General features: G+C 36.1%; 16 protein-coding genes and 1 tRNA gene. 3 read left to right on the top strand and 14 right to left on the bottom strand.

The window, feature by feature from the left end; translation table 11 throughout:
• Nucleotides 1-60: 60 nt before the first annotated feature.
• Complete coding sequence (locus IPH11_15845) at nucleotides 61-3792, top strand: alpha-amylase (GenBank protein MBK6915055.1); 3732 nt, start codon at nucleotides 61-63, stop codon at nucleotides 3790-3792.
• Nucleotides 3789-5801, top strand: a complete 2013-nt coding sequence (locus IPH11_15840) for a PQQ-dependent sugar dehydrogenase (GenBank protein MBK6915054.1) — start codon at nucleotides 3789-3791, stop codon at nucleotides 5799-5801. Before IPH11_15845 ends, IPH11_15840 begins: the two co-directional genes overlap by 4 nt.
• A 186-nt stretch (nucleotides 5802-5987) precedes the next feature.
• On the opposite strand, the gene IPH11_15835 is transcribed toward IPH11_15840, so the two are convergent.
• The 14 genes from IPH11_15835 to IPH11_15770 form a co-directional block, all read right to left on the bottom strand.
• Nucleotides 5988-6860 carry a shikimate dehydrogenase gene (locus IPH11_15835; protein ID MBK6915053.1) on the bottom strand — a complete coding sequence of 291 codons (873 nt, stop codon included), beginning with the start codon at nucleotides 6858-6860 and terminating at the stop codon, nucleotides 5988-5990.
• A 57-nt stretch (nucleotides 6861-6917) separates the two neighbouring features.
• Nucleotides 6918-8336, bottom strand: a complete 1419-nt coding sequence (locus IPH11_15830; protein ID MBK6915052.1) for a tetratricopeptide repeat protein — start codon at nucleotides 8334-8336, stop codon at nucleotides 6918-6920.
• Nucleotides 8337-8522: 186 nt separating this feature from the next.
• Complete coding sequence (locus IPH11_15825; protein ID MBK6915051.1) at nucleotides 8523-9155, bottom strand: hypothetical protein; 633 nt, start codon at nucleotides 9153-9155, stop codon at nucleotides 8523-8525.
• Nucleotides 9156-9715: 560 nt separating this feature from the next.
• Nucleotides 9716-9991, bottom strand: a complete 276-nt coding sequence (locus IPH11_15820; GenBank protein MBK6915050.1) for a T9SS type A sorting domain-containing protein — start codon at nucleotides 9989-9991, stop codon at nucleotides 9716-9718.
• A 1135-nt stretch (nucleotides 9992-11126) separates the two neighbouring features.
• Nucleotides 11127-12215 (bottom strand): PQQ-binding-like beta-propeller repeat protein, encoded by a 1089-nt coding sequence (locus IPH11_15815; GenBank protein ID MBK6915049.1) that lies wholly within the window; start codon nucleotides 12213-12215, stop codon nucleotides 11127-11129.
• Nucleotides 12216-12391: 176 nt separating this feature from the next.
• Nucleotides 12392-12844: a T9SS type A sorting domain-containing protein gene (locus IPH11_15810; GenBank protein MBK6915048.1), complete on the bottom strand. Its 453-nt coding sequence runs from the start codon at nucleotides 12842-12844 to the stop codon at nucleotides 12392-12394.
• A 471-nt stretch (nucleotides 12845-13315) separates the two neighbouring features.
• Nucleotides 13316-13843: a hypothetical protein gene (locus tag IPH11_15805; protein MBK6915047.1), complete on the bottom strand. Its 528-nt coding sequence runs from the start codon at nucleotides 13841-13843 to the stop codon at nucleotides 13316-13318.
• A gap of 8 nt (nucleotides 13844-13851) precedes the next feature.
• Nucleotides 13852-15141, bottom strand: a complete 1290-nt coding sequence (locus IPH11_15800; protein ID MBK6915046.1) for a PQQ-like beta-propeller repeat protein — start codon at nucleotides 15139-15141, stop codon at nucleotides 13852-13854.
• A 266-nt stretch (nucleotides 15142-15407) separates the two neighbouring features.
• Nucleotides 15408-16577 (bottom strand): response regulator, encoded by a 1170-nt coding sequence (locus IPH11_15795; GenBank protein ID MBK6915045.1) that lies wholly within the window; start codon nucleotides 16575-16577, stop codon nucleotides 15408-15410.
• Nucleotides 16578-16613: 36 nt separating this feature from the next.
• Nucleotides 16614-17411 carry a response regulator gene (locus tag IPH11_15790; GenBank protein MBK6915044.1) on the bottom strand — a complete coding sequence of 266 codons (798 nt, stop codon included), beginning with the start codon at nucleotides 17409-17411 and terminating at the stop codon, nucleotides 16614-16616.
• On the bottom strand, nucleotides 17411-19276 hold the full coding sequence (locus IPH11_15785; protein MBK6915043.1) for a HAMP domain-containing protein: 1866 nt from the start codon (nucleotides 19274-19276) through the stop codon (nucleotides 17411-17413). The genes IPH11_15790 and IPH11_15785 overlap by 1 nt, the downstream gene beginning before the upstream one ends.
• A gap of 11 nt (nucleotides 19277-19287) precedes the next feature.
• The gene (locus IPH11_15780; protein MBK6915042.1) at nucleotides 19288-20403 is read right to left on the bottom strand and encodes a hypothetical protein; all 1116 of its coding nucleotides are present in this window, start codon (nucleotides 20401-20403) and stop codon (nucleotides 19288-19290) included.
• Nucleotide 20404: 1 nt separating this feature from the next.
• Nucleotides 20405-21640, bottom strand: coding sequence for a Ni/Fe-hydrogenase cytochrome b subunit (hybB, locus tag IPH11_15775; protein MBK6915041.1), 1236 nt, complete (start codon nucleotides 21638-21640; stop codon nucleotides 20405-20407).
• 2 nt (nucleotides 21641-21642) lie between these two features.
• Nucleotides 21643-22533, bottom strand: coding sequence for a 4Fe-4S dicluster domain-containing protein (locus IPH11_15770; GenBank protein ID MBK6915040.1), 891 nt, complete (start codon nucleotides 22531-22533; stop codon nucleotides 21643-21645).
• Nucleotides 22534-23031: 498 nt separating this feature from the next.
• On the opposite strand from IPH11_15770, the gene IPH11_15765 reads away from it, so the two are divergent.
• A tRNA-Asn gene (locus IPH11_15765) sits at nucleotides 23032-23103 on the top strand.
• The last annotated feature ends 242 nt before the right edge of the window (nucleotides 23104-23345 follow it).

Raw genomic sequence — 23345 nt, 5'->3', positions numbered from 1 at the left:
CTATATTAACACACAAATCAATCTTGTTTTTCATCTTTATAATTGTGTTTAGGAATACTGATGCAAAGCCGTGCTCGTAATAAAAAATCTGTTTCCACTTCAATTCGATTCGATCTTCACATAAATATTTCAAGCCGAAAGAAATATCAGATAGAAGACTCTCTCTTTTCAACGATAGGAAATCTCATCATTGCAGATTTTACTCAGGCAAGAATTGTTTCCGAAAAGATTAATTCCGTGCGAAGAAATGAAGGAAGATTTAGTGAACAAATTACACCTGGACAAATTAACGCACTCGGTTTGATCCATGAGATTTATCATCTTATCATCAGACAATATGAGGAGGATGAAAATCCCGGCATCTTCGGAAGAACACTTGAAAAAATAAAATTAAGTTTAGATGAAAAAAATCTTGATGAAGTTTTACTTTCCTTCGTTGAAGAGTTCCCTCCAATTTCAGTTTACAAATCTGAATTAACACCAGTAGAGTTTCTTAATTCAGCTTCGGTCAGCAAGAGCAATCGTGAGATAATTCTAGAAGAACTTATTCTGCTTCACATTGAAAACACTAACCCTGCTGCTCGTCCGCTTGATGAATTGTATTCGGATAGAACAATTAAAGAGAAAACACGCTATAGCGAATTGCTCGAACTAATCGAAAAACATTTTGAAGAAGAAAAACCTGTTGGTAAAGAAAAGATCAGTTTATTCGCTTTTCTTCGCAAACCAATTGTTGCTAATCCTTTTGACATTGAGGCTCAGCTTGAGTTCATTAACACTTTCTGGAAAATTTACATTCCGGCGGATTTCAGATTAAAAATTTTATCCGGCAGAGATTTATTACATGAAGACTATAAATTATTTGTAAAACATGGCGGCGGCGAAAAAGCGACTCCCCCCGTACCGGTTTATGATTTTGATCAGAAATACTTTGAAAGATTAAAATTAAAAATAAAAGCCGGAGATAAACTGAGTTCAGATGAAAGTAGTTTTATTTATGAAGAGAAAGAACTCTTTACCGAGGACACTGACTGGATGCCTGAAGTAGTTATGCTGGCAAAAAATGCGTATGTATGGCTTGATCAGCTTTCAAAAAAATATCAGCGTGAGATAAGACGTCTCGATCAAATTCCGGATGAAGAACTTGACTCTATTGCCAAATGGAATTTTACATCTGTCTGGTTAATTGGAATTTGGGAAAGAAGCAGCGCATCTAAAAAGATAAAGCATCTTACAGGCAATATTGACGCTGCATCTTCGGCTTACTCACTTTATGATTATGTTATTGCAGATGCTCTCGGTGGTGAACCCGCATTTGAAAATCTTAAATCACGCTGCTGGAAACGGGGGATCAGACTTGCAAGTGATATGGTGCCAAATCATACAGGTATTTATTCAAAGTGGATGATTGAAAAGCCGGATTTTTTTATACAATCTGACACTCCCCCCTATCCCGGCTATTCATTTTTCGGTCCAAACCTTTCTGAAGATGATCGAGTAGAAATTAGAATTGAAGATAAATATTTTTCGAGAACGGATGCAGCAGTTGTATTTCAACGAATTGATAAATACACCGGCAATGTACGTTATATTTATCACGGAAATGACGGAACAAACATGCCGTGGAATGACACGGCACAATTAAATTTACTAATTCCAGAAGTTCGGGAAGCACTGATTCAGATGATAATGCATGTTGCAAGGAAAACTCCGATAATACGATTTGATGCCGCAATGACATTAGCCAAGAAACATTTTCAGCGGCTTTGGTTTCCTCAGCCGGGGACTGGTGGGGCAATACCCTCCCGTGCAGATCATTCAATGACCCGCGAACAATTCGATGCTTTAATTCCCGAAGAGTTCTGGCGAGAAGTAGTTGATCGAATTAATAAAGAAATGCCAAATACACTTTTACTTGCAGAAGCCTTTTGGTTGATGGAAGGTTATTTTGTGCGAACATTGGGAATGCATCGCGTTTATAACAGTGCCTTCATGCATATGATGATGAAGGAGGAAAATGAAAAATATAAACTTCTAATTAAGAATACTCTGGAATTTAATCCTGAAATTCTGAAAAGATATGTGAACTTTATGAGCAATCCCGATGAAGAAACTGCAATAAATCAATTTGGGAAAGGTGATAAATATTTTGGAGTTGCTACACTGCTTGTAACTTTGCCAGGGCTGCCGATGTTCGGTCATGGGCAAATAGAAGGTTTCTCCGAAAAATATGGAATGGAATACCAGCGTGCATATTATAATGAAATGGTAGATGAGAATCTGGTTAGTCGTCATCAAAAAGAAATTTTTCCATTAATGAAAAAACGCCGCTTATTTAGTCAGGTGGATAATTTTGATCTTTATGATTTTGTAACTACTCAAAATGAAGTTGATGAAAATGTTTTTGCTTGCACTAATAGCTCGGGAGATGAAAAAGCATTAATCATTTTTAATAATTCCTATACAGAAACTACTGGTTATATTCAATTTTCGAGTGGAAGAATGAAGAGCAAAATCAACAGCGATGAAAAATTTTTCTTCAGTCAAAAAATTGCAGATGCACTTCAATTTAAAAATGATGTCCAGCATTTTTATATTTATACAGATCATCGGACAAAACTTCAGTACCTTCTCTCTGGAAAGGAATCTTTTGAGCTTGGTTTAACATTCACTCTTAGAGCTTATGATTACAAAGTCTGCTTAAATTTCCATGAAATCTTTGACGCTGCTGGTGAATTTCAATCACTTTGTAATTTCCTTAATGGTAGAGGTGTTGAATCAATTGAGCATGCGTTGTTAGAACAAAAGCTATTACCGCTTCATTCTTCGTTATTAAAATTATTTGATACAACAAATGTAAAATTATTTATAAGCTTTTTATTTTCTGATATAAGTGAAGAATCTTTTAAATCTGCTCTGTCATTCTTATTCCAGACTGTTTTAAAAGAGATGTTGATTCTTGATATGAAGGTGGATGCAAAAGTTATCGAATCAGATTTTTTTAAAGATATAAAAAGTCTGAACGAACTTATCTTAAATATTCTTGAAATAAAAAAAGATCCCAAAAACAAAAAATGGATCGCCGACATAGAAAATGTTTTACCTTTAATAAAAAAAGATAATGCTGAATTCCATCTTCTTTTATTTATTCAACTTGTCCTTAAGAATCTGTCCACTAATTCAAAAAATGTGAATGAATCTTTTACTAATCTTCTCATTGAAAAATTATTATTTGAAGTATTTGAAATTCTTGGCTTCGACAAAAACCATAATTACAAGAATATCTATTTAATTAAGATGCTTTCAAATGAAATATTTCTTAAACAATTTTATCAAATGAAAGATAAATTTCTTCCTGTTGAAGTTATTAAAAATTTATTTACTGAAAATGAAACTTCAATATTTTTAAGAGTACATGCACACGAGGATATTAAGTACTTTAACAAAGAAAGTTTTGAAGAATTAATTATCTGGCTGATGCTGCTTTATTTACAGCATCATTTTTTTGATGATAGAAAAACTCTCAAATCAAAAAAAACTGCGAAGAGCTCTGAAAGTAAAAACCCTAAAGGGTCTATGGTTAAAAGGTCGGAATTGTTAATGAAGAAAAAAAATACAACAATTCAGAAAATGATCAACCACACGAAAAGAATGTTGGACGTTTCAGTTAGAAGCCAATTTAAAGTTGATGAATTCTTAAGATTGATTGAACTTCCGGTAAAGGCTAAAAAAACTATTAAAACTAAAACAAGAAATACAATTTCAATAAAAAATAAAAGAGGTAAAGTTTGAAAAATCTCCGATTAACATCAGCAATTGTGATGATGTTTTTTTCATCATTATTAACATGCACCTCCGTTGAATTGAACGCTCAGTTTCAAATTCAGGAAGCATTTCCAAGTTTAACGTTTTCAAGTCCTGTTGGTTTGTATAATTCTGGAGATGGAACTGATAGAATTTTTATTGTTCAGCAGGGGGGCATTATTAAAGTTTTTGAAAATAACAGAAACACAACTACGAGTAAAACATTCTTAAATATTACCGATAAAGTAACAAGTGGTGGAGAAACCGGTTTACTCGGTCTGGCTTTTCATCCCGATTATGAAAACAACCGTTATTTTTATGTTGATTACACTGCTGACTCTCCCCTGCGAACTGTGATTGCCCGATATGAAGTAAGTGCTGCTAATCCTGATTCAGCTATTAAAAACAGCGAGTTGATTTTGCTCGAAATTAATCAGCCATTCTCAAATCATAACGGCGGGCAAATCTCCTTCGGTCCGGATGGCTACTTATACATTGGAATGGGTGATGGCGGTTCTGCGGGCGATCCTTTTAATAACGGACAAAATTTATCTGTGTTGCTCGGAAAAATTTTACGTATTGATGTTGACAATCCACAAGGCGGATTAAACTATGGAATTCCTGTTACAAATCCTTTTTATAATAATACACAAGGTTATAGAGAAGAAATTTATTCTTATGGGATGCGCAATCCATGGCGGTTCAGCTTTGATCCTGTTACGGGTGAACTTTGGTGCGGCGATGTTGGACAAAATCAGTGGGAAGAAATTGATGTGATCGAAAATGGCGGGAACTACGGCTGGAGATGTTACGAAGGAAACCATCCCTACAATACAAGCGGTTGTACCGGAACCGACTATCTATTTCCGATATTTGAATTTGAGCATGCAGGAGGAAATTGTTCAATCACCGGCGGATTTATTTATCGCGGCAATCGCAGAACAGAATTGACAGGCGATTATGTTTATGGCGACTACTGCTCAAAAAAAATCTGGCAGTTACATCCTGCTGACAGCTCAAATATTTTTTTGCTCACAGCAGCTTCTAACATTTTATCTTTCGGTGCTGATATGAATTATGAATTTTATGTATGTGGCGCTAATGGAAAAATTTATGAATTCATCCCCGGACTTGAAGCACCAACCGGCTTGATTGCTAATCCAACTGATCCTTCAATTGTTGAACTGAACTGGTCTGATAATTCATCTTCCGAAACCGGATTCAGAATTGAAAGAAAAGGCAGCAATAATATTTACGAAATTGTCGGAACGGTGGGTGCTGATCAAACTTCCTTTACAGATAATGTTTCTGTGATAGATACTTACACATACAGAGTAACAGCTATTAATGACAGCTATGTTTCAAACTACAGCAACACTGCTGTTGCTATTGTTACTACTGTGCCCGTTGAATTAACTTCCTTCACCGCGGAAGTTAATAATAGTGATGTTATCCTTCGATGGACAACAGCTTCCGAAAAGAATAACTCAGGTTTTGATGTAGAAAGGAAAGTAAATGCTAATCAAGATTGGGAAAAGATTGTTTTCGTGAATGGTCATGGAACTACAACTGAAGCAAATACATATTCGGTTGTGGATAAAAATCTTGTCGCAGGTATCTACCAATACAGATTAAAGCAAATTGATTTGGATGGAACATTCGAGTATTCAAATTCTATCGAAGTTGAAATCAAATCTCCAGATAAATTTTCACTTGAACAGAATTATCCGAATCCATTTAATCCTTCAACAAAAATAAAATATACTGTTCCCTCTGCCACCCTTCGACAAGCTCAGGGTGACATATTAATTACATTAAAGGTGTTTGATGTGTTAGGAAATGAAGTTGCAACATTAGTGAATGAATATAAACCTACAGGCACTTATGAAGTAGATTTCAACACAGACGAAAATTTACTGCTTTCAAGCGGTGTGTATTATTATCAACTGCATTCCGGAAATTATATTGAAACTAAAAAGATGATTTTATTGAGGTAAGTTTTTTAAAATGATTAGGATTAATTCTGCCCGGGATCATTCAATAATTTCATCCGGGATATTTTAATATTTATAAAATTGTTGGCAGATGCTTAAAAACCATTTAAAGAAAATAGGTGTGATAGGATTTTTTTTCTTTTTAGCAAAAGGGATTGCCTGGCTTGTGGTCGCTTATCTAATATTAAATTAGGTGATTATAACTGAAATTAATGCGCGGTAAAGTTTGTCAAACTCAAGCGTCTTGCCTGTCCATAGCTCAAACGATTTAATTGCCTGGTGAATTAACATCGTTAAACCGTCAACAGTTTTTGCACCTTCAGACTCTGCAATTTGCATCAGTTTGGTTTTAGGGGGGTTGTAAACTAAATCAAAAACAATCTGATCTTTCGAAAATGATTTGGATAATGTGGTTATCGAATCATCGTTATCCGGAAACATTCCGATAGCAGTTGCATTTACAATTAAACTGGAATTCTTAAACACACTAACTAAATCAGGTGGAAAAAGTTCGAACACCTGGAAAGAATCGTATCTCATCTTCGCAGCAAAATGTTCTTTCACAACCTCAGCACGCTGTTCAGTGCGATTGATAAGATTTATTTTTTTTGGCTGAAAGTGTCTGATTAAAGTGTAGATGACCGATCGGGATGCACCACCTGCTCCAATTACCGAAACTTCCTCCCCCGTTATTTGAGATTTGTACGGCAGCAATGTTGCATAAACTCCTTCTGCATCAGTATTGTATCCCTGAAGTTTCCCAAGATCATTTACAATTGTATTAACCGCTCCGATGGTTGATGCTTCTTCAGATAGTCCATTTAAATATCTGATTACGGTTTCTTTATGAGGGAGGGTTACACTTACACCGGCAACACCAAGCGTCAAAATTCCTTTTACAGCATTTTTTAAATTTGCCGGAAGTACATCGAAAGGAAGATACACATAATTTACTCCTGTCATTTCGATTCCGACATTGTGTAAGTAGGGGGAGTATGTATGTTTTATCGGGTGACCGATTAAACCAAGCAGCTTAGTATTTGTTTTAAATGAATCTTTCATATCTATTTTATTTTATGACACAAAAATATTTTTGATACACGTCAGATTATTGAACTATCAAATTTCACCAAGAAGTTTTTTGAATAATCTTGATGATTTTATTTCAGGGTAATCTTTTTCAAACTCTTGTTTTATTTCAGGATCAAGCGTAAAGGCGATTTTCAAACATTCAACTGCTTCCTGCGGTCTGCTTAAAATAAAATTTGCTTTCGCCTTTCCATAATATGAATTAGCATCTTTAGGGTTTATCCTGATACACTCATCAAATGAATTTAAAGCTTCAAGCCAATCGCCAAGTTCAAAAAGTGTTTCAGCAAGGTTAAACCAAACTTCAAAATTATCCTTTTCAATTTTCAATGCCTCTCTGTAACTGAGTATTGAGTTTTGAAGCTGACCAAGGGAGTACTCCAGATCAGCACGGGCGTACCAGGCATCTGCCCTATCCTGCGAAAGCGAAATTGCTTTATTAAAATCTTTGAGTGCTAATTGAAATTTCCCTGATGCATCGTGACAGTAACCACGCGCAATGAATGCCTCATAGTACTGATCATTTATTTTTATACTTTCGGTATAATATTTTATTGCGCTATGAAGATCACCCATTTCCTCATAAATATTTCCAATATTATAAAAAGATGCTTCATCGTCCTTATCCAGTTCGAGCGACTTCTTGAAACAGTCAATCGCCGGTTGAAACCTGCCGAGGTCCGCAAGAGCATTTCCTTTGTTAAACCATGCACTTGCAAAATCTTCCTTGAGCGCCAATGCAAGATCGTAACTATTAATCGCCTGTTCTGTTTTACTCAGTCTGACGAGCACTACCCCCCGGTTGAACCAGCCGTTAGCATGATACGGCTCAAGATCCAGAAATTTTTCATAGGCTTCGAGTGCTTCCGTAAGCTTGTCAAGATTTTCATAAGAAAAGCCAAGCTCATACCATGCTTCGGAATAATCTTCGTCAAACTCAATCGCTTTTTTGAAATAGCCTGCAGCTTGTTCAAAATTATTTTCCTTTTGTGCGATCAATCCTAAATTGAAATATGCTTCGTCATGCCCTGGCTCAATGGATAAAATTTGGTTCAATGATTCTTTAGCCTGCTCAAACATTTCATTGCTTTCTTCGGCAGTGGCTTTATCAAGCAGTACTTCGGTATCGGCGGGATTTAGTGACAGCGATTTCTCAAATGATTTTATCGCTTCGTCAAATCTAAGCAGCCCGCTAAGGCAAATACCATGTTTCACCCAATACTCGGCATTATAAGGAAAAATTTCTATAAGCTTTTCAGAAAAGTATAACCCGTCTTCATTCTTATCGGCTTCGATGCACAACTGTAAAACATCTTCGATATATTCGAGGGAGTTGTAAATCCTGCCGTCGTCAATTGACTTTTTACATTTTTTAATTTCTTGTTCAATATTGGTTTTTTCAAATTCAAGGTTTTCATCACCTGAAAAGTCGGAATCGTAAAGAGACATTTATTTCTCCAAAGAGTTTATTTTCTAACAAAATCTATCACTAATATTGCTTAAAATCAATATAAAATTAGTATAGTTTTTAAAGTATTTTTTGTTATAGGCTGTTTAAAACAAGCTGAAAATGAACAATTTGAAGCAATCCAATTATTCACAGATGTTAGCGCCGACCAAAGAAAAGTTTTTTCCCTAGTCCCTTGCCTTAACTGTCACTGTTAGATAAGGCGATTTCTTTCCAACCTGGACATCGTCAATTACATAAATTAAATAATACTCTCTTTCCTCGGGCTGATCGGTTAGGTTGGGGCGGGGATCAAGCATAGGACTTATACTATCGGTCCCGATAAAAGTAAAATCTTTTTCGCCTCCGCGTCGGCAATACGCATTCACTCTGCTGGCAATTCTTTTCTTATAATATAATTTTACAATCCTATTTGCATCCACCTCTGCCTTAAAGCGCGGCTGCATATTGTTCCTATCGGGCACAGGCGCGTCAAGCTCAACTTGTAAACTTTCTCCTACTGCAAGGGTGTAGGCACTGCTCGCCTTCATAATTTTTACAATTGATCTTACCCCACCCACTTCGGAAATGGCGTGCTTGCGTTTCAATTTCACTTCGGCGACTTTGGCGTGGTATGTTGCACGCAGACTTATCATTTCGGTGTAAGCGGTCAGGTAATCGTTAAGACGGTTTGTCAGATCGGTAATAGAGGGGGCAGAAATTCCAAGGCCGGGTGCAAGCGCGGGAAAATTTACGAGAAAAGATTTAACCCACGTGAAAAGCTTGGGCTTTAATTTTGGTATATAGTCCTGCTTTGGCATAAAAAATCCTCATTAGTTTAGTATTAACGCACCCAATTTATAAATTCTGGCAGATAATATCAAATATTATCTAAAATATTTGATTTATTATTTACAATTTATTATTTATTATTTAAGTAATAAATAGATTTATTCAAATATTATATAAGATTATATAAATAATAATCAAATTTACTTAAGTAAAATATATTATTATTTAAGTAAATAATATATTTATGTAAATAATATTATTTATTATTTGGATAAGACTTAGTATTATTTGAATAATATTTAGTATTATTTAGATTATTTCTAATATTATCCATATAATTTAGTAAATTATTATCGTAAGATGACATCACCGGCACGCTTAGAGTAATAAAACGTGCGAAAAACAAAGATTACGGTGCCGATAAGATAAAATAGCCTGCAATTAAGATAAATCGCAGCATCAGTAAAAGGAATTACTTCACACTGGATGACTGCGAATAAAAAACCTCCGAGGTTTTCTCCGAATGGATGCCTTCGGCACTAAACCCTGGAGGTTTCGTTGGGGTCGAATCTCTGTAAAAACGAAGCCGTTATTTAATCAGCGACATCTTTTTTGTGCTCGTAAAGTTTCCGGCTGTCAATGTGTAATAATATATTCCGCTGGAAAGCTCACTTGCATTAAAATCAATTTGATAATTGCCCGACTCTTTCTGCTCGTTGATTAAAACTTCAACTTCATTTCCAAGCACATCATAAATCTTCAAAGTAACAAAAGCATTTTCCGGAATTGAATAACTGATGTTGGTGTTTGGGTTGAAGGGGTTGGGGTAGTTTTGTGATATGCTAAAATCGGTAGGGATATCCATTAAAGGCTTTTGAAATTCTGCTTGAGTGCTTACATAATTTGTTTTGTCTGACTGAGTAGTTCCATTCCATCCAACTAAATAATAGTAAGCATATTGATAACCAGGCAGAATTGTAACAGCATAGTCTATATAATCAAAGGTAGAAGAGCTAACCGTTGAGATTAAGGAATAAGTTAGAATTAAAGGATTAACGGGATAGTTACTAACTGCTCTGTAAATTCTGTAGTGTGTAGCATTAAAAGTAGGATGAGGTCCCCAAATAAGACGGGGGTGGTTATCGGGCGAAGGAAATAGTACGAGACAGTTTTGCCAAAAAATCAGGGAAGCAATCTGTCTTTGGAATATATGGCTGGGGGGACTGAGATTTTCAATATTCCAAACTCTTAAAATATCGCCATTAGTAATAGGTTCGATTGGTTGATTGCTTACAGTATATTCATAACGTGAATGATTATTACCGTCGTAATTTTTATTAAACTTTATAATAATGTCTGTGCTCAAATAACCATAGGTAATGGAAGAATTATAATTACAATCTCTAAAGTCCAGATAAAAATAGTCCCCGGTTTTATTATTATTCATCCTGTAGAACGAATAGCCGAAATACGGAAATTGCTCCCCATCATCATTGCAAATATTCCAACCCGAACTTCCAGTTGGGAGATTGGTGATCGTAACAAATGAATTCTGTGGACAAACAGAACAGAGATAACCATTATCATCATCACTAGTAGCACGACACCAAAGGACAGATAAAGCGTTTAATGTATCTTTAACTTCATATAATGGAGGATAGGAGGGCAGATTTACACCATAAAGATAGAGTTCTCTTTGGGGTCCATTAAACAATTCTTGAGAAAAGCCATTCGAAATTGTTATTAATATAATCAACGAAATAAGTTTAATTTTTTTCACTTTAGCCTCCTTTAAATAATCTTGAAGAATTTATATACTTCATAATTAGGATAAAAAATATCATTCTTAAAGCCTATCACAATTGAATAAAGCCCTCGTATATAAAATGAAGGTGTTAAACTCCAGAGAATGGAACCATCAGTTTTGAATGCTGTGATTTCCTTTAAGACTAAATCATCGTAATGAATAGAAACGTAAACTGTACCACTATTATCACATATCAGCGGCGAACGAATAATACCAAATCCGAGTGGGCAATCAGTACAAAGAGCTTTTTTCCATCGAAGCATCCCATTGTAATCAAAAGAATATAAACTATCATAACCACAATAAATATTGCCATTTTGTCTATGATTGGAGTACTAAAAAAATATGCATGTCCAGAATAAAGCGGTTGACTCCATCTTATTCTTCCTTGTTGATCGAGGGAATATACCGCAGCGATACCTTGGTAGATAGAATCAACATTAGCGATTAGATAAATATTGCCATCATTGTCTACTGCGGGGTGACCAGAGATAGCATCGCCAAAATTCCACTTTATTGTTCTACTTTCAATATCAAATGCAGCAAGCCATCCTTCTACAATATACGTGAATAGATAAAGTGTCTTTCCATCGGGTGAAATCGACAACCCGGAATTATCTCCACCGTAAAATCTTGAGTCAGTGTATGTCCATAATATTTTACCATACCTACTTAACGCTGTTAGCGTTCCTCCGCTTTGAATAAAATACAAAGTTCCATCCAATCCTATATTTATCGCATTCATTTTAAGGTCTATGTCTTTCACTTGCCACTTTAACGTCCCGTTTGCATTGACTGCGTAGAAATTTTTAGTAATTCCATTGGAACTACAATAAATAGTTCCATCGGCGGCAACTAATGGAGTACTATAACTTATTCCTCCCTCCTCCGGGAATTCAAAAAACCATTTAGTTTGCCCATTTGGCTTTATTGCATATAAACCCTCACCGGTTGAAACATAAATCGATGAATCTGCCCCGACTGCAATGCTATTCCGAATAAAAATGCTGTCAAGGCTCCACTCAATTTCGCCTATTCTCGGACCGCCGTATTGGCTGCGACCCGTATTCTGGGGATCGTGATGCTCCATAGGCCAAGGGCTATCCGCAAGGCTGGGCCAGTAAATATCTTCCTGGTAGCCGGGAGGTTTTGGCGGTTCGTTTGGGGCGGTGGGGTTTTGTTCGCAGCTTGTCAATATCACTGCAAATACAACACAAGTAAGACTAAAGATAAAATACTTTAGGGGCCGAGAGTTTTTGAACAGAAGATTTTTTACTGTCATTTTTTTTATCCCTAAATATTTTTGTTTGAAACTTAAGTACAAAGAAATGAAATATCAACTAATAAAAAAGGCTGCCCATTTCTGAACAGCCCTGGAACAATTGATTATATTCAAGATACTCCCCTCTCCTTTGGAGAGGTGACTTGCCCCGCTTTGGGGGGTACGAGGTGAGGCTTTTACTTCACCAGGATCATCTTCTTAGTGCTCGTAAAGTTTCCTGCGGTTAATGTGTAATAATAAATTCCGCTGGAAAGTTCACTTGCATTAAAATCAATCTGATAATTGCCCGACTCTTTTTGTTCGTTGATTAAAACTACAACTTCATTTCCAAGCACATCATAAATCTTCAAAGTAACAAAAGCATTTTCCGGAATTGAATAGCTGATGCTTGTGTTTGGGTTGAAGGGGTTGGGGTAATTATCTGAAAGAAAATATTTTAGGACTGATAATTTTTCGCCTTGCTGATTTTCTTTATGAGGATTATAATCTCCTATTGCTGTGACTGTGTTTGTTGGATCCTCTTGTCCACCGTTTGTTGCTGCAACATAATACTGTATGGCACTTTCGTTCACGTTTAGATTTACTTCACCATCGGTGTACGTGAATGTGTTCGTACCTACCATACCCATATAATAAAATGGTTCATCATCAACTTTTCTATAAATTTTATAACCCGTAAGATTTTGAATTGTATTATTGGGCACCCAAACCAGCTTTGGATGATTTCCGTTTTTTGTAAGAATCAGTCCGTTGCTCAAGTCGAAATTAATAAAATAATCTTCTGTAGCTATGTTTGTTGGAGTTGATTCCATTCCATTGTAGGAAGTGACGTAATAAGACACGGAATGATGCGGTATTACATCTTCATAGAGTAAAGATTTATCCTTATAGTTAAATGTTTGATAGTTATACTCTCCAATTTTAGTAAAACCACCCGCATCAATTTCGCGATATAAATAATATTTAGAAATATTTGACTGGTCCGGATTTGGACCCCAGACAATTTGAAGCGGTTGATATATATAAGTACCTATCACTAAGCAGTTTTGCCAGAAATCAGGAAATAAATCAGTAAAGGGAATTCCTTTTTGTTTAATATCCTATATTCTAAGAATAGCACCCACCGGTACGGGATTATTCCAGTCAAAGCCCCCGTCGGATTTGACAAAAAATTGGTTTAAGTTATCATCATATTTTATCCAGATATCAGCATCGTGACCATAACTTGGGGGAGGGTATAATTCATAACTTCCATATCTCTGATCACGATAATCTAAAAAAAAGTATGAAGTTCCTTCATCAATAGTTACTTTATAAAATCCAAAGCCGTAAATATCAAATGTAGGTGGAGATGTTGATGAAAAAACAAAATCGAATCCAGCCCAATTACCTTCTGATAAATTAGGCGGGGCTTCATAATCAAGGTGATCATAATAATTTGTAATTTCATAAGAATGATTACCATTGTATGTGTATCCAAATACTGCTCCAAAAGAATTCATATTGATAGTATGAGAGACAGAAGCGTTTTCTAAGCCTAAGAAAATTTCAACTGCAGGTGAATAAGGTATTTGACAAAATGAGATATTGGAAAAAATAAGCACAAATTTTAGAGATAAGTTTTTCATAGGTCAAGTTATTTAATTTTAATGATATTATTTGAACGAAATGTTGGGAAGAACAGTGTTCCTAAATTATTGATTACTGGTGAGTAACCTAGGGCTCTTTCTTGAGTCTGTGTCGTGATCCATCGTACTTGACCTTCTTTATCCAGGCAAATTATTTTTTTTTCAGAAGTTCCAAGATAAATATTGGACTGAGCATCACATACTAAAGGAGATGAATTGTTATCAGACAAAGAATCCGAGTTAATTCCATATTTCCAATTTAACATTCCAGCATAATTAAGTGAGTAAATAGTATCGCTTCCAAAATAAACATTCCCTTCCTTATCGATGGTTGGGTCTAACCCCAGATAGTAATCGTAACTTGATGGATTATATTGAAATTCCCATCTTATCGTGCCATCTTTATTAATACTATAAAACTTTGGTTCGTCTGATTGTTGGTTATATGATGGAAAAACATAAATATGACCTTCAGAATCCACCACCGGAGAATTGTATAAAGGGCGTTGCCCCCAAGTCCAAATGACTTTATGCTCGATAATACTAACAGCAATTAATGTAACATCAGAAAGTCCTTGTATATATAAGTCATTACCATCGGGGGAAAAACTTAATGAGGAATACATATTAGAGAAAAAACGATTGTCGTTTAGTTTCCATTTTTCTTTGCCCCATTTATCAAGCGCAACCAGATTTTGTAAGCCATCAATAAAATAGATGGTCCCATCAATTCCGATATTTAATCCAAGTGTCATTAACCCCCCACCGGGTTTATAACTCCATTTGATGTTTCCATTTTTTTCAACTGAATATAAATTCCAATCATTGAACTGTCTTGTAAAAAAATACACGGTACCATCTGCAGCAACCAGAGGTGTTGTGAAAATTTCTGAGGAAGGTATATTAATTGTCCATAAAATTTGTCCGTCAAAATTAATTGAATACAAACTCGCAGAGTCTCGTGTCGGAGAAAATAATATGTTATTTTCTAAGCCAATGGCTATACTGTTTTGAAGCTCGCCACTAGAGAGGAATGATATGCTTTTTACTGAAGCTGGTCCAACGAATTTGCTCCTCCCTGTACTTTGTGGATCGTGATGGTTCATAGGCCAGGGGCTATCGGCAAGGCTAGGCCAGTAAATATCTTCCTGGTAGCCGGGTGGTTTGGGCGGTTCGTTTGGGGCAGTGGGGTTTTGTTCGCAGCTTGTTAATATCACTGCAAAAACAATAAAAGTAAGACTAAAGATAAAATACTTTAGGGGCCGGGAGTTTTTGAACAGAAGCTTTTTTGTTGTCATTTTTTTATCCCTAAATATTTTTGTTTGAAACTTAAGCACAAAGAAATGAAATATCAACTAATAAAAAAGGCTGCCCATTTCTGAACAGCCCTGGAACAATTGATTATATTTAAAAGACTGAGGCTGCCTCAAAAATCTCATTTTGTCAGTCTGAGTGGCAATGCCATCGAAGACTGAATTCACACTTCGATGGTGGCAATGCCACCACTCAATGTGACAGTAATAATTACTTTTGAGATAGCCTTTATAATTTCAACTAAGTTATTTTATTTTCTAAAAAACTCTGACGTTAATTTGTCCCATCCGAAATCATCTAATGTTTCAAGCTCACCAACATGCAGCTCTCCATTTTCATCAGCTTCACTTTTCGATTTCGAGCCGGGTTCAATTTTCTTTACGATTGCTTTTGCTTTTTCTATTTCTTCCTGATAAAATGTTACTGCAGCTTTGCCGATTTTTAATCTTTGAATTTCAGAATCGAGATCGTCAGCATCAATTACACAGACCCAGTTATTTTCGTAGGTGGTTACATCCAAAGCTTCGGGATTATTTTTCAACAAAGTATTTATCTGCGAAATTTGCCCGCTCACCGGTGAATTAAAGGTGATTGTCCTGCTTCCTTGTTTAACTGTAAAAAGAGGCTGTCCGCTATTAATTTTCATTCCAAGATTTGGCAGTTCAACATCATTTATTTTGCCGATAAGTTTTTTTGCAAAATCATCTAAGCCAACCTTTACGTTGCCGTCTTCACTCATACTTGCCCAGCAATGTCCAGGAGAAATAAATACTCCTCCGGGAATTTGAAATTCACCCCCGCCTATCTGCTCTATGCCCGGATAATGAGTGATGTGCACTTTAGGCTTCAGTTGTTTTTCAATTCTATCCTGTCTTTTAATTAAAGTTTTTTTAACAAACGCAATCAGCTCATCTTCAGTAAAAGGTTTTTGAACATAATCCATTGCACCGAATTTCATAGTTTCCACAGCGGTTTCAACGGAGGCATAACCTGTAATGATTATTACGTCAATATCGGGACGCAGGTGCTTAACTGATTTTGTAACTTCAACCCCATCCATATTAGGCATTTTCAAATCGGTAAAAACAAAATCATAATGATGAGTTTGTAAAAGCTTTAACGCTTCTCTTCCGTCTTCAACAGTATCAACGGAATAACCTTCAAGTACGAGGATTTTTCTAAAACTGTCTAATATCACAGGCTCATCGTCAACACAGAGAATCCGTGCTTTTGGTTTTTCAACTTCAACACGTTTGAGTGATTTTGCTTCTTTGCTGAAATCGAGGTTTAGACTAACGGAAAGTACTGTTTCGCGTTCTTTGCGTGATTTATTTTCCTGGAATTTTCTTCCGAAGTGTCGGATGATTACATCGGCGGTAATAAAGATAATTACTGCAAGTACAAAAAATAAAAGTGTCATTGTTTCATCTCCCTTAAGTTATTATTCAAAATTTTATTAACATCTATCTGAGCTGCAGGGAATAAGATTTTTAGATTCATATTCATAATCCGTTGGTATTATTCTGTAGACCCATCCTTTGAAGTAAGGATCTTTTTCAAGAATTTCTTTATGATTGACCAGTTCAAAATTTTTCTCAACTATTCTTCCGGAAATTGGTGAAAGAACATCGTGGAGTAATCCATCAGAAGTTTTAATTTGCAAGCAGCTATTTGCCTGAACTACTTCCTCAATGCCATCCGGGAAAATTATCTCTTCTATTTGTTCAAGGCTTTTTATAAAAATATCAGTCATTCCAATTATAGCCGTTCCGTCTCTTTCAGTAAATGACCAGGTTGAGTATCCAAGTCTGCGATATTTTGACGGACAGGAAACAAAGAATAAATTTTTTTGATTTTCAAATTCTGAATTTAATTTTATCAAGCCGGAATATTTTAAAGCCCTCTTCACCGAACTGATTAATTCATCAGCAGTAAAAGGCTTCGGAACGAAATCAACTGCTCCTTCATACAAAGAACGAACAGCATTTTCTATAGTTGAATAACCCGATGACATAATAATAGGTGTGGAAGCAGCACTTTTTTGTACTTGATTTAATATTTCAAACCCGTCTGCATCAGGCATCATAATATCACAAATGATAAGGTTATATTTATTCGAATTTATTTTAGCTAATGCTTCACTGCTATTTGTGGATGTATCCACAGAAAAATTTTCGTTGCCTAAAATTTTTACAATCGCATTTACCACTACCTGCTCGTCATCAATGGCTAATATGTCTTTTTCTTTTTTCACTATATTTTTTGAATAGGAAGTTTGATAGAAAATGTTGTGCCTTTGTCGAATTCACTTTCAACAGAAATAATTCCATCGTGGTTATCAATAATTCCCCAGATAACAGCCAGCCCAAGTCCTGTACCCTTTTGCCCTTTTGTTGAGAAGAAAGGCTCAAAGATTTTGTCAAGTTCTTCTTTTGCGATACCACACCCTGTATCAGAGATTTTTATTTCGAGATAATCTAGCCTCGATTCCTTGCCGACTAAATCCCAGGACTGCCAGTTGCACCCTTGATTTGTGCAGCACTCGAATGTTCCTTGAGGAGGGGTGGTAAAACTAATGAGACCAGAACCGCACTGAGGACAAACCCTCGAATCAATAAGCAAATTAGTTTCACATTCAGGACAAAGAAATTTCAAATCATTCGAAGAATTGAAATTCACCGGAAAAATGTTTTTATGTTTTCCATAAATCGGGTCGAGATTAATGAATCCTTCAGCGGAATCAGATTTCACTTTTATTTTAACCGATGGTTTGCCGTCAATTTTAATTTCATTATCTATTAGACTGTGCCGTTTGCTGCACTGAGCTTTTTTAATTTGTAATAATCCAAGCGGAGAAAGTTTGAGTTCGGATGTTGTAATATTGATTGTCCCCCCTTTTTTTCCAATAGCATCTGCAGCGTTAACCAGCAGATTTATAAAAACCTGCTGCATTTGATTTGCATCGAGAATAATTTTAGGCAGCGCTGCATCAAAATTCTTCTTCACAACAATTTTTTTTAGACTAAGCTGATTTTCTACAACACCAATTGCTCTTTCAATTATTTCATGAATATTTGAAGAGCTTTTCTTGGGAACAGATTGACGAGCAAAATCTAAAAGACTTTTCACTATTTCTCTGCTACGTAAAGTTTCTCGAACAATTACATTTAAATCTTCCTGCAGTTCAGGATTGCCTTTTGTTCTTTTCAAAAGGAAACTGCTGTAAGTCAATACTCCTGTAAGAGGATTATTTATCTCGTGTGCTACACCGGCAGCAAGCCTTCCGAGTGAAGCAAGTTTATCAGAGTGGAAAAGCTGCAAGCGGGCTTCAGATAATTTTTTTGTCATATTATTAAAAGAACCGGCAAGCTTTCCAATTTCATCTTTACTGCTTTGCTCAATTTTATAATTCAAATTTCCATCGGCTACTTGTTTTGTTGCAGCGAGTAATACATTCACAGGTTTATCCACCCACCTTTTAACAAAGAAAGCAATAATGAAACTGATTATCAAAATTGAAATAACGGCGAACACAGCGATTTCCATTTCACTATTTTGAATTTGTTTATCCACTTCCTCCAATGAAATTGTAACATCAAGTACGCCAAGTACAATTTTCTCCCGCGAATGAGCATGACATTCTGCCTGCCAGCATGATTTATCATTATAAATTGGATTTATCACTCCCAGCACACGGCTTGAATCAGGATCGAGTCTGAAAATTCTTGTCTTTTCTTTTATCGAAATTATTTCGAGTGGTTTGTCTTCCGCATGACAAGCATAGCAGCTCTCTGCGCGCTTATTAACCATCTTGCCAATATCAGATAGCTTCGTTGAGTAAATAATTTTGCCAACCTTGTTTAAAATTCTCACATCACGAATGCCGGGCTGTTCCCCGATTGTATTAATTACTTGATGAATATGATCCCGCTGGTTGAGCATCATATCATAACGAGTACTGTACTTAACTGTTTCACTAAGTTGATTTGCATGCCTCTCAACTTCATTTAACAAATCAGTGCTGTGACTTGTGATATTTATGAAGGCAAATCCGCCAATAATTAATAGTACTGTAACACCAACAATAAAAATCAGTTTAAAACCAATTTTATTGAACATAATTCATCAACCTACTTTTTTAATATTTTGCCCGGTTTCTGTGCCGGATAATTAAAATCATCGTGGCAATTAGCGCAAACCGGTGATTTTGAAAAATCATTATCAATATGACAATCAGAACAATCGAAAGCGGAATGATTTTCGTCGAGTGATAAGCCTGTTACTTTATGATCAAAAGTTTCACTGTTCCAAATGTCGTGGCAATTCTGACAATTGCTATTAAGTTTTTCAAATTTTTTCTTATTCGAATGACATTTTGTACAGCTTAGTTTTTGATGATAACTTTTTAACTGCCACCCGGTCGAAGTGAAATGATCAAATGGCTTTTTTTCTGTAGAAGAGTGACAGGTACTGCACTCATCCTTACCGTGACAGCTAAAACAAGGCTTGTGATGTTCATCGAGTGTTTTTAATTTCTTCAAATCTTTTTGCTCCGCATGACACTTACTGCAGCTTTCATTTTGATGACAACTTTCACACGAGAGCGAAAACCTTTCAGCATGTTCATTATGATAAAATGTTACAAGCTTTCCTTTATCATAATCAGTTTTGAAAGTTATTTTCTCCGGTGTTTCAACTTTGGGATGATCTTTATCGATATATTTTTTGACATCTTTCTCACTTAATTTTTCATTTCCCTTCTTAGGGAGGTGGCATGAGTTGCAGTCATTTTTTGAATTCCAATCTGAATGACAGCCGATACACTGTCTATGGTATGCAGCCATCAGATCGGGTTTCGAGAGGTCATCGCGTTCCCTGTTTTTTTCATGACAGTTATTGCAAGAAAGAATAGGACCAAGAGTATTATAATGATGACACGATTCGCAGCTTCCCGTCATTTGAATCATTTGTGCATGGCTTTTGTGTGAAAAAATAACCGGAAGATATTTGGAAGACAATTGATCAAGTACAAAAACGCCGGGTGCATCTTCGGGGAGCTGATGAATAGTAATCATCGAGCCGCGCGGGCACTCTACAAGGCAGGGCTGCTTTTTTGTGGGAACGTCACAGGTGTGACACGATTTGCAATCAACATTAATTTCCGAATGCTTTTGAGTTTTAGTTTGTGAAAAAGAAGGAGCATTAATTAAACCAATAATTATCATTAATAAAATTTTCGTCTTCATTCTATCCCCTTATTGAATATTTCGTTTTAGAAGCGACAGAAATTTCTTCCCGGCTGATAACAGGAAAGTTAATTACAATAAATCTGTAGATGAGTACCAGAAGCGCTGCGAACCCAACAGTAAGTGATATTTCGCCGAATGATGGAAAGTACGAACCGAATGAATAAGGTGGGTTATAAGCTACTATAAAATTATTAATCCTGTTTAATAAAACTCCGAACACAACCAGACAAGAGGCAATAAACAACAGAAGTTGGGAGTGCCGGACATAATCGGAAAAGAACATTCGAAGCGGAATTATTACTCCAACGACAAGTTCAATAACAAACATTACACTTGCTGTCGAAAATTCGGTTAAGTAAATAAATGTACCTCTTATAAACATATCACCCAGCTTGAAAGCCAGGTAAACACCAAGCAGCGGTCCAACAATTGTACTCAGTTTAGAAAGAATTTTCATTTCGGGTTTTAGTCCAAACGAACGAGCTGCCAGCAGCGACTCAAAAATTACCATTGGAAACCCGACTGAAATTGCAGAAATTAAAAATAGCAGAGGGAGAATTGGTGTCTGCCAAAGGGGGTGCATTTTAGGACCGGCTATAACCATTAAAGTACCAAGAGAAGACTGATGGAGTGTAGAAAGAACAACACCTGCAATGATAAAAACAAACATCGTTTTTGAAAGTCCCCTATCAAGTAAACGAAGTAATTTATCAAGCGGACTATTCAAAAATGAAAGCAATCCTTTTAACTTAACCTTGCCGATGAATCTTTCAGTCACGATTGGAAGAAATTCAATATATAAAACTGACATATAAATCATAACGCAGATACCAACTTCAAAGAGAGCAGAGTTGCCATTCCACATAATTAATGGATGCCAGATGAAATACCATCTGCCAATATCAGTTGCAACTCCCGCAGCTACAAAAGTATATCCAAGCATCGCAGTCAGCAATGCCGGTCTGACAATGGCATGATACTGCTCTTTGTGCATGACATGTCCGAGAGCTGCAGAAGTAAACCCTCCAGCGGCTAATGCAACACCAGCGGCAACATCCACTCCAATCCATAAACCCCAGGGGTATTGGTTATTTAAATTTGTAACGCTCCCAATTCCAAAGATTAGTCTAAGTGTTAAAACAATCAAAGCGTTAAGAGCTAAAACACAAAGCACCATTACTCCGGGAGTAAAATATTTTTTCTTTAGAGGAGCAGCAACATGTGTAATTCCCATGGTTATTCCTCCCCCCTGTTATCCGTTTTTCGCTTAGTAATCCACATTATTCCTCCCAGCAAGGCATAAAGTGAAATGGGCGGAATGAAATAGGAAAATATCCCATGCTGAATTGATTCAGAAACACCGGGAGCTTCATTTTTACCAAGCTTTGGAAATTTCAAATCAGAAAAATTAGTCGATGCCAGATACATCCAGGAAGTTCCACCAACCTCAGCTTCACCATAAATATGGTTAACATACCTATCAGGAAATTTTTTAACTCTTTCACGTGCAATTCTAACCAGTTCGGTTCGAGGTCCATAAAGCATTACTTCCATTGGGCAATTCTCCACACAAGCAGGCAGTAATCCTTCTGCGGTTCGATTGAAACAAAAGTCACATTTTAATATCGAAGGATTAATTGCCTTATCATATTCAAAGGCAGGGACTTGAAACGGACAAGCAACCATGCAATAACGACAACCAATACATTTATCTGTATCCCAAATAACAGAGCCATTTTCTTCCTTTGAAAAAGCTCCGACTATGCAGGCAGAAACGCACGCTGGATGATCACAGTGCATGCACTGTACTTTAACAAAAATATCTTTTTCAGTTTTGTTAGAAAATTTATTTACTACTGTAAGTGAGGTATCGTCGGGACGTCTGGACTTTTTTTGAATTAGCTGTTGATTTTTTTCTTCGTTGATCGGGGGGAGGTTGTGAGCTTCACGGCAAGCCAATTCGCAATTACCGCAGCCAATACAAACAGTTGTGTCAACTAACACTCCCATCCTGTCAGGTGACAAAATATTTTTTGGACCAGCTTGAGCTGAACCGGTTAGTAATGTTGAGCCAACTCCGGCAGCAACAGAAAATTTTATAAAATCACGGCGATTTTGATTTTTCATCTTCAATAATTCCCTTAAAATTTTAGAACTTCTAAATTTCTAATAAATTGTACTAAAAAATCATACCACCAGATTAGCTCCGAATATTCAGATCAATGATTTGATTACAAACAAAAATCACCTAAAATTATCTGTGCGTATTGCTAAAAATTGGCAGAAGTAACATTATTATTTCTCATTAATGAAAAGCTATTATTCAAATTTATCTATAAAGAGAAGTAATGGATAAATATGAAAAATTAGAGTTTTGATAATTTTTAATTTGATAGATCCTAAAGAAGTACGCCATTACACATTTTAATTGCAATTTTTAGCGAATATTTTTGCCAAATTTCTTGACTAAATACTTCATAATACCTATGTTTGACTTCCGAATTTTGAGAAGTAAATGATGTATTTAATTATTTGAAACTTCCATGATAGCTCAATGGTGGATCCCGATTCATCGGGATGTTAACCGACAGTTATTTGCGGTGCTTGATTTTTTGTTTTTTACTTTCCGCGATAGCTCAATGGTGGAGCATTCGGCTGTTAACCGAAGGGTTGCAGGTTCGAGTCCTGCTCGCGGAGCACTAAGGGATTTATGGTTTCGTTATCACTGTAAGTCCCTTTTTTTATTACTACTTGCGCAGGTTCTAACCGACCTTTTTTCACTCTTTTCCCCTTAACTGAACTTGCAATATCTTTTAGATAAGAAAGTGGCTTTTCGAACTGAATTTGCAACTTTCTATCCTTTATTAAGAGGTTCGAACCAAGAGAGCTCAAAATTATTCTTTTCTCTTCTAGCGTAGCATTTTGAAATGCGTCAGGGG

It is taken from the genome of Ignavibacteriales bacterium, assembly GCA_016709155.1.
Taxonomy (GTDB): domain Bacteria; phylum Bacteroidota; class Ignavibacteria; order Ignavibacteriales; family Ignavibacteriaceae; genus JADJEI01.
The sequence above is the reverse complement of the archived record's forward strand: the minus strand, read 5'-3'. Positions and strand labels throughout refer to the sequence as shown.

Excerpts from the sequence above, each read along its gene's own strand:
- IPH11_15835 (MBK6915053.1), bottom strand. The coding sequence starts at position 6,860 with ATGAAAGATTCATTTAAAACAAATACTAAGCTGCTTGGTTTAATCGGT.
- IPH11_15770 (MBK6915040.1), bottom strand. The coding sequence starts at position 22,533 with ATGAAAAATCAAAATCGCCGTGATTTTATAAAATTTTCTGTTGCTGCC.
- IPH11_15820 (MBK6915050.1), bottom strand. The coding sequence starts at position 9,991 with ATGGATATCCCTACCGATTTTAGCATATCACAAAACTACCCCAACCCC.
- IPH11_15845 (MBK6915055.1), top strand. The coding sequence starts at position 61 with ATGCAAAGCCGTGCTCGTAATAAAAAATCTGTTTCCACTTCAATTCGA.
- IPH11_15830 (MBK6915052.1), bottom strand. The coding sequence starts at position 8,336 with ATGTCTCTTTACGATTCCGACTTTTCAGGTGATGAAAACCTTGAATTT.
- IPH11_15795 (MBK6915045.1), bottom strand. The coding sequence starts at position 16,577 with ATGACACTTTTATTTTTTGTACTTGCAGTAATTATCTTTATTACCGCC.
- IPH11_15815 (MBK6915049.1), bottom strand. The coding sequence starts at position 12,215 with ATGACAGTAAAAAATCTTCTGTTCAAAAACTCTCGGCCCCTAAAGTAT.
- IPH11_15825 (MBK6915051.1), bottom strand. The coding sequence starts at position 9,155 with ATGCCAAAGCAGGACTATATACCAAAATTAAAGCCCAAGCTTTTCACG.
- IPH11_15805 (MBK6915047.1), bottom strand. The coding sequence starts at position 13,843 with ATGAAAAACTTATCTCTAAAATTTGTGCTTATTTTTTCCAATATCTCA.
- IPH11_15780 (MBK6915042.1), bottom strand. The coding sequence starts at position 20,403 with ATGAAGACGAAAATTTTATTAATGATAATTATTGGTTTAATTAATGCT.
- IPH11_15810 (MBK6915048.1), bottom strand. The coding sequence starts at position 12,844 with ATGGGTATGGTAGGTACGAACACATTCACGTACACCGATGGTGAAGTA.
- IPH11_15785 (MBK6915043.1), bottom strand. The coding sequence starts at position 19,276 with ATGTTCAATAAAATTGGTTTTAAACTGATTTTTATTGTTGGTGTTACA.
- IPH11_15800 (MBK6915046.1), bottom strand. The coding sequence starts at position 15,141 with ATGACAACAAAAAAGCTTCTGTTCAAAAACTCCCGGCCCCTAAAGTAT.
- hybB (MBK6915041.1), bottom strand. The coding sequence starts at position 21,640 with ATGGGAATTACACATGTTGCTGCTCCTCTAAAGAAAAAATATTTTACT.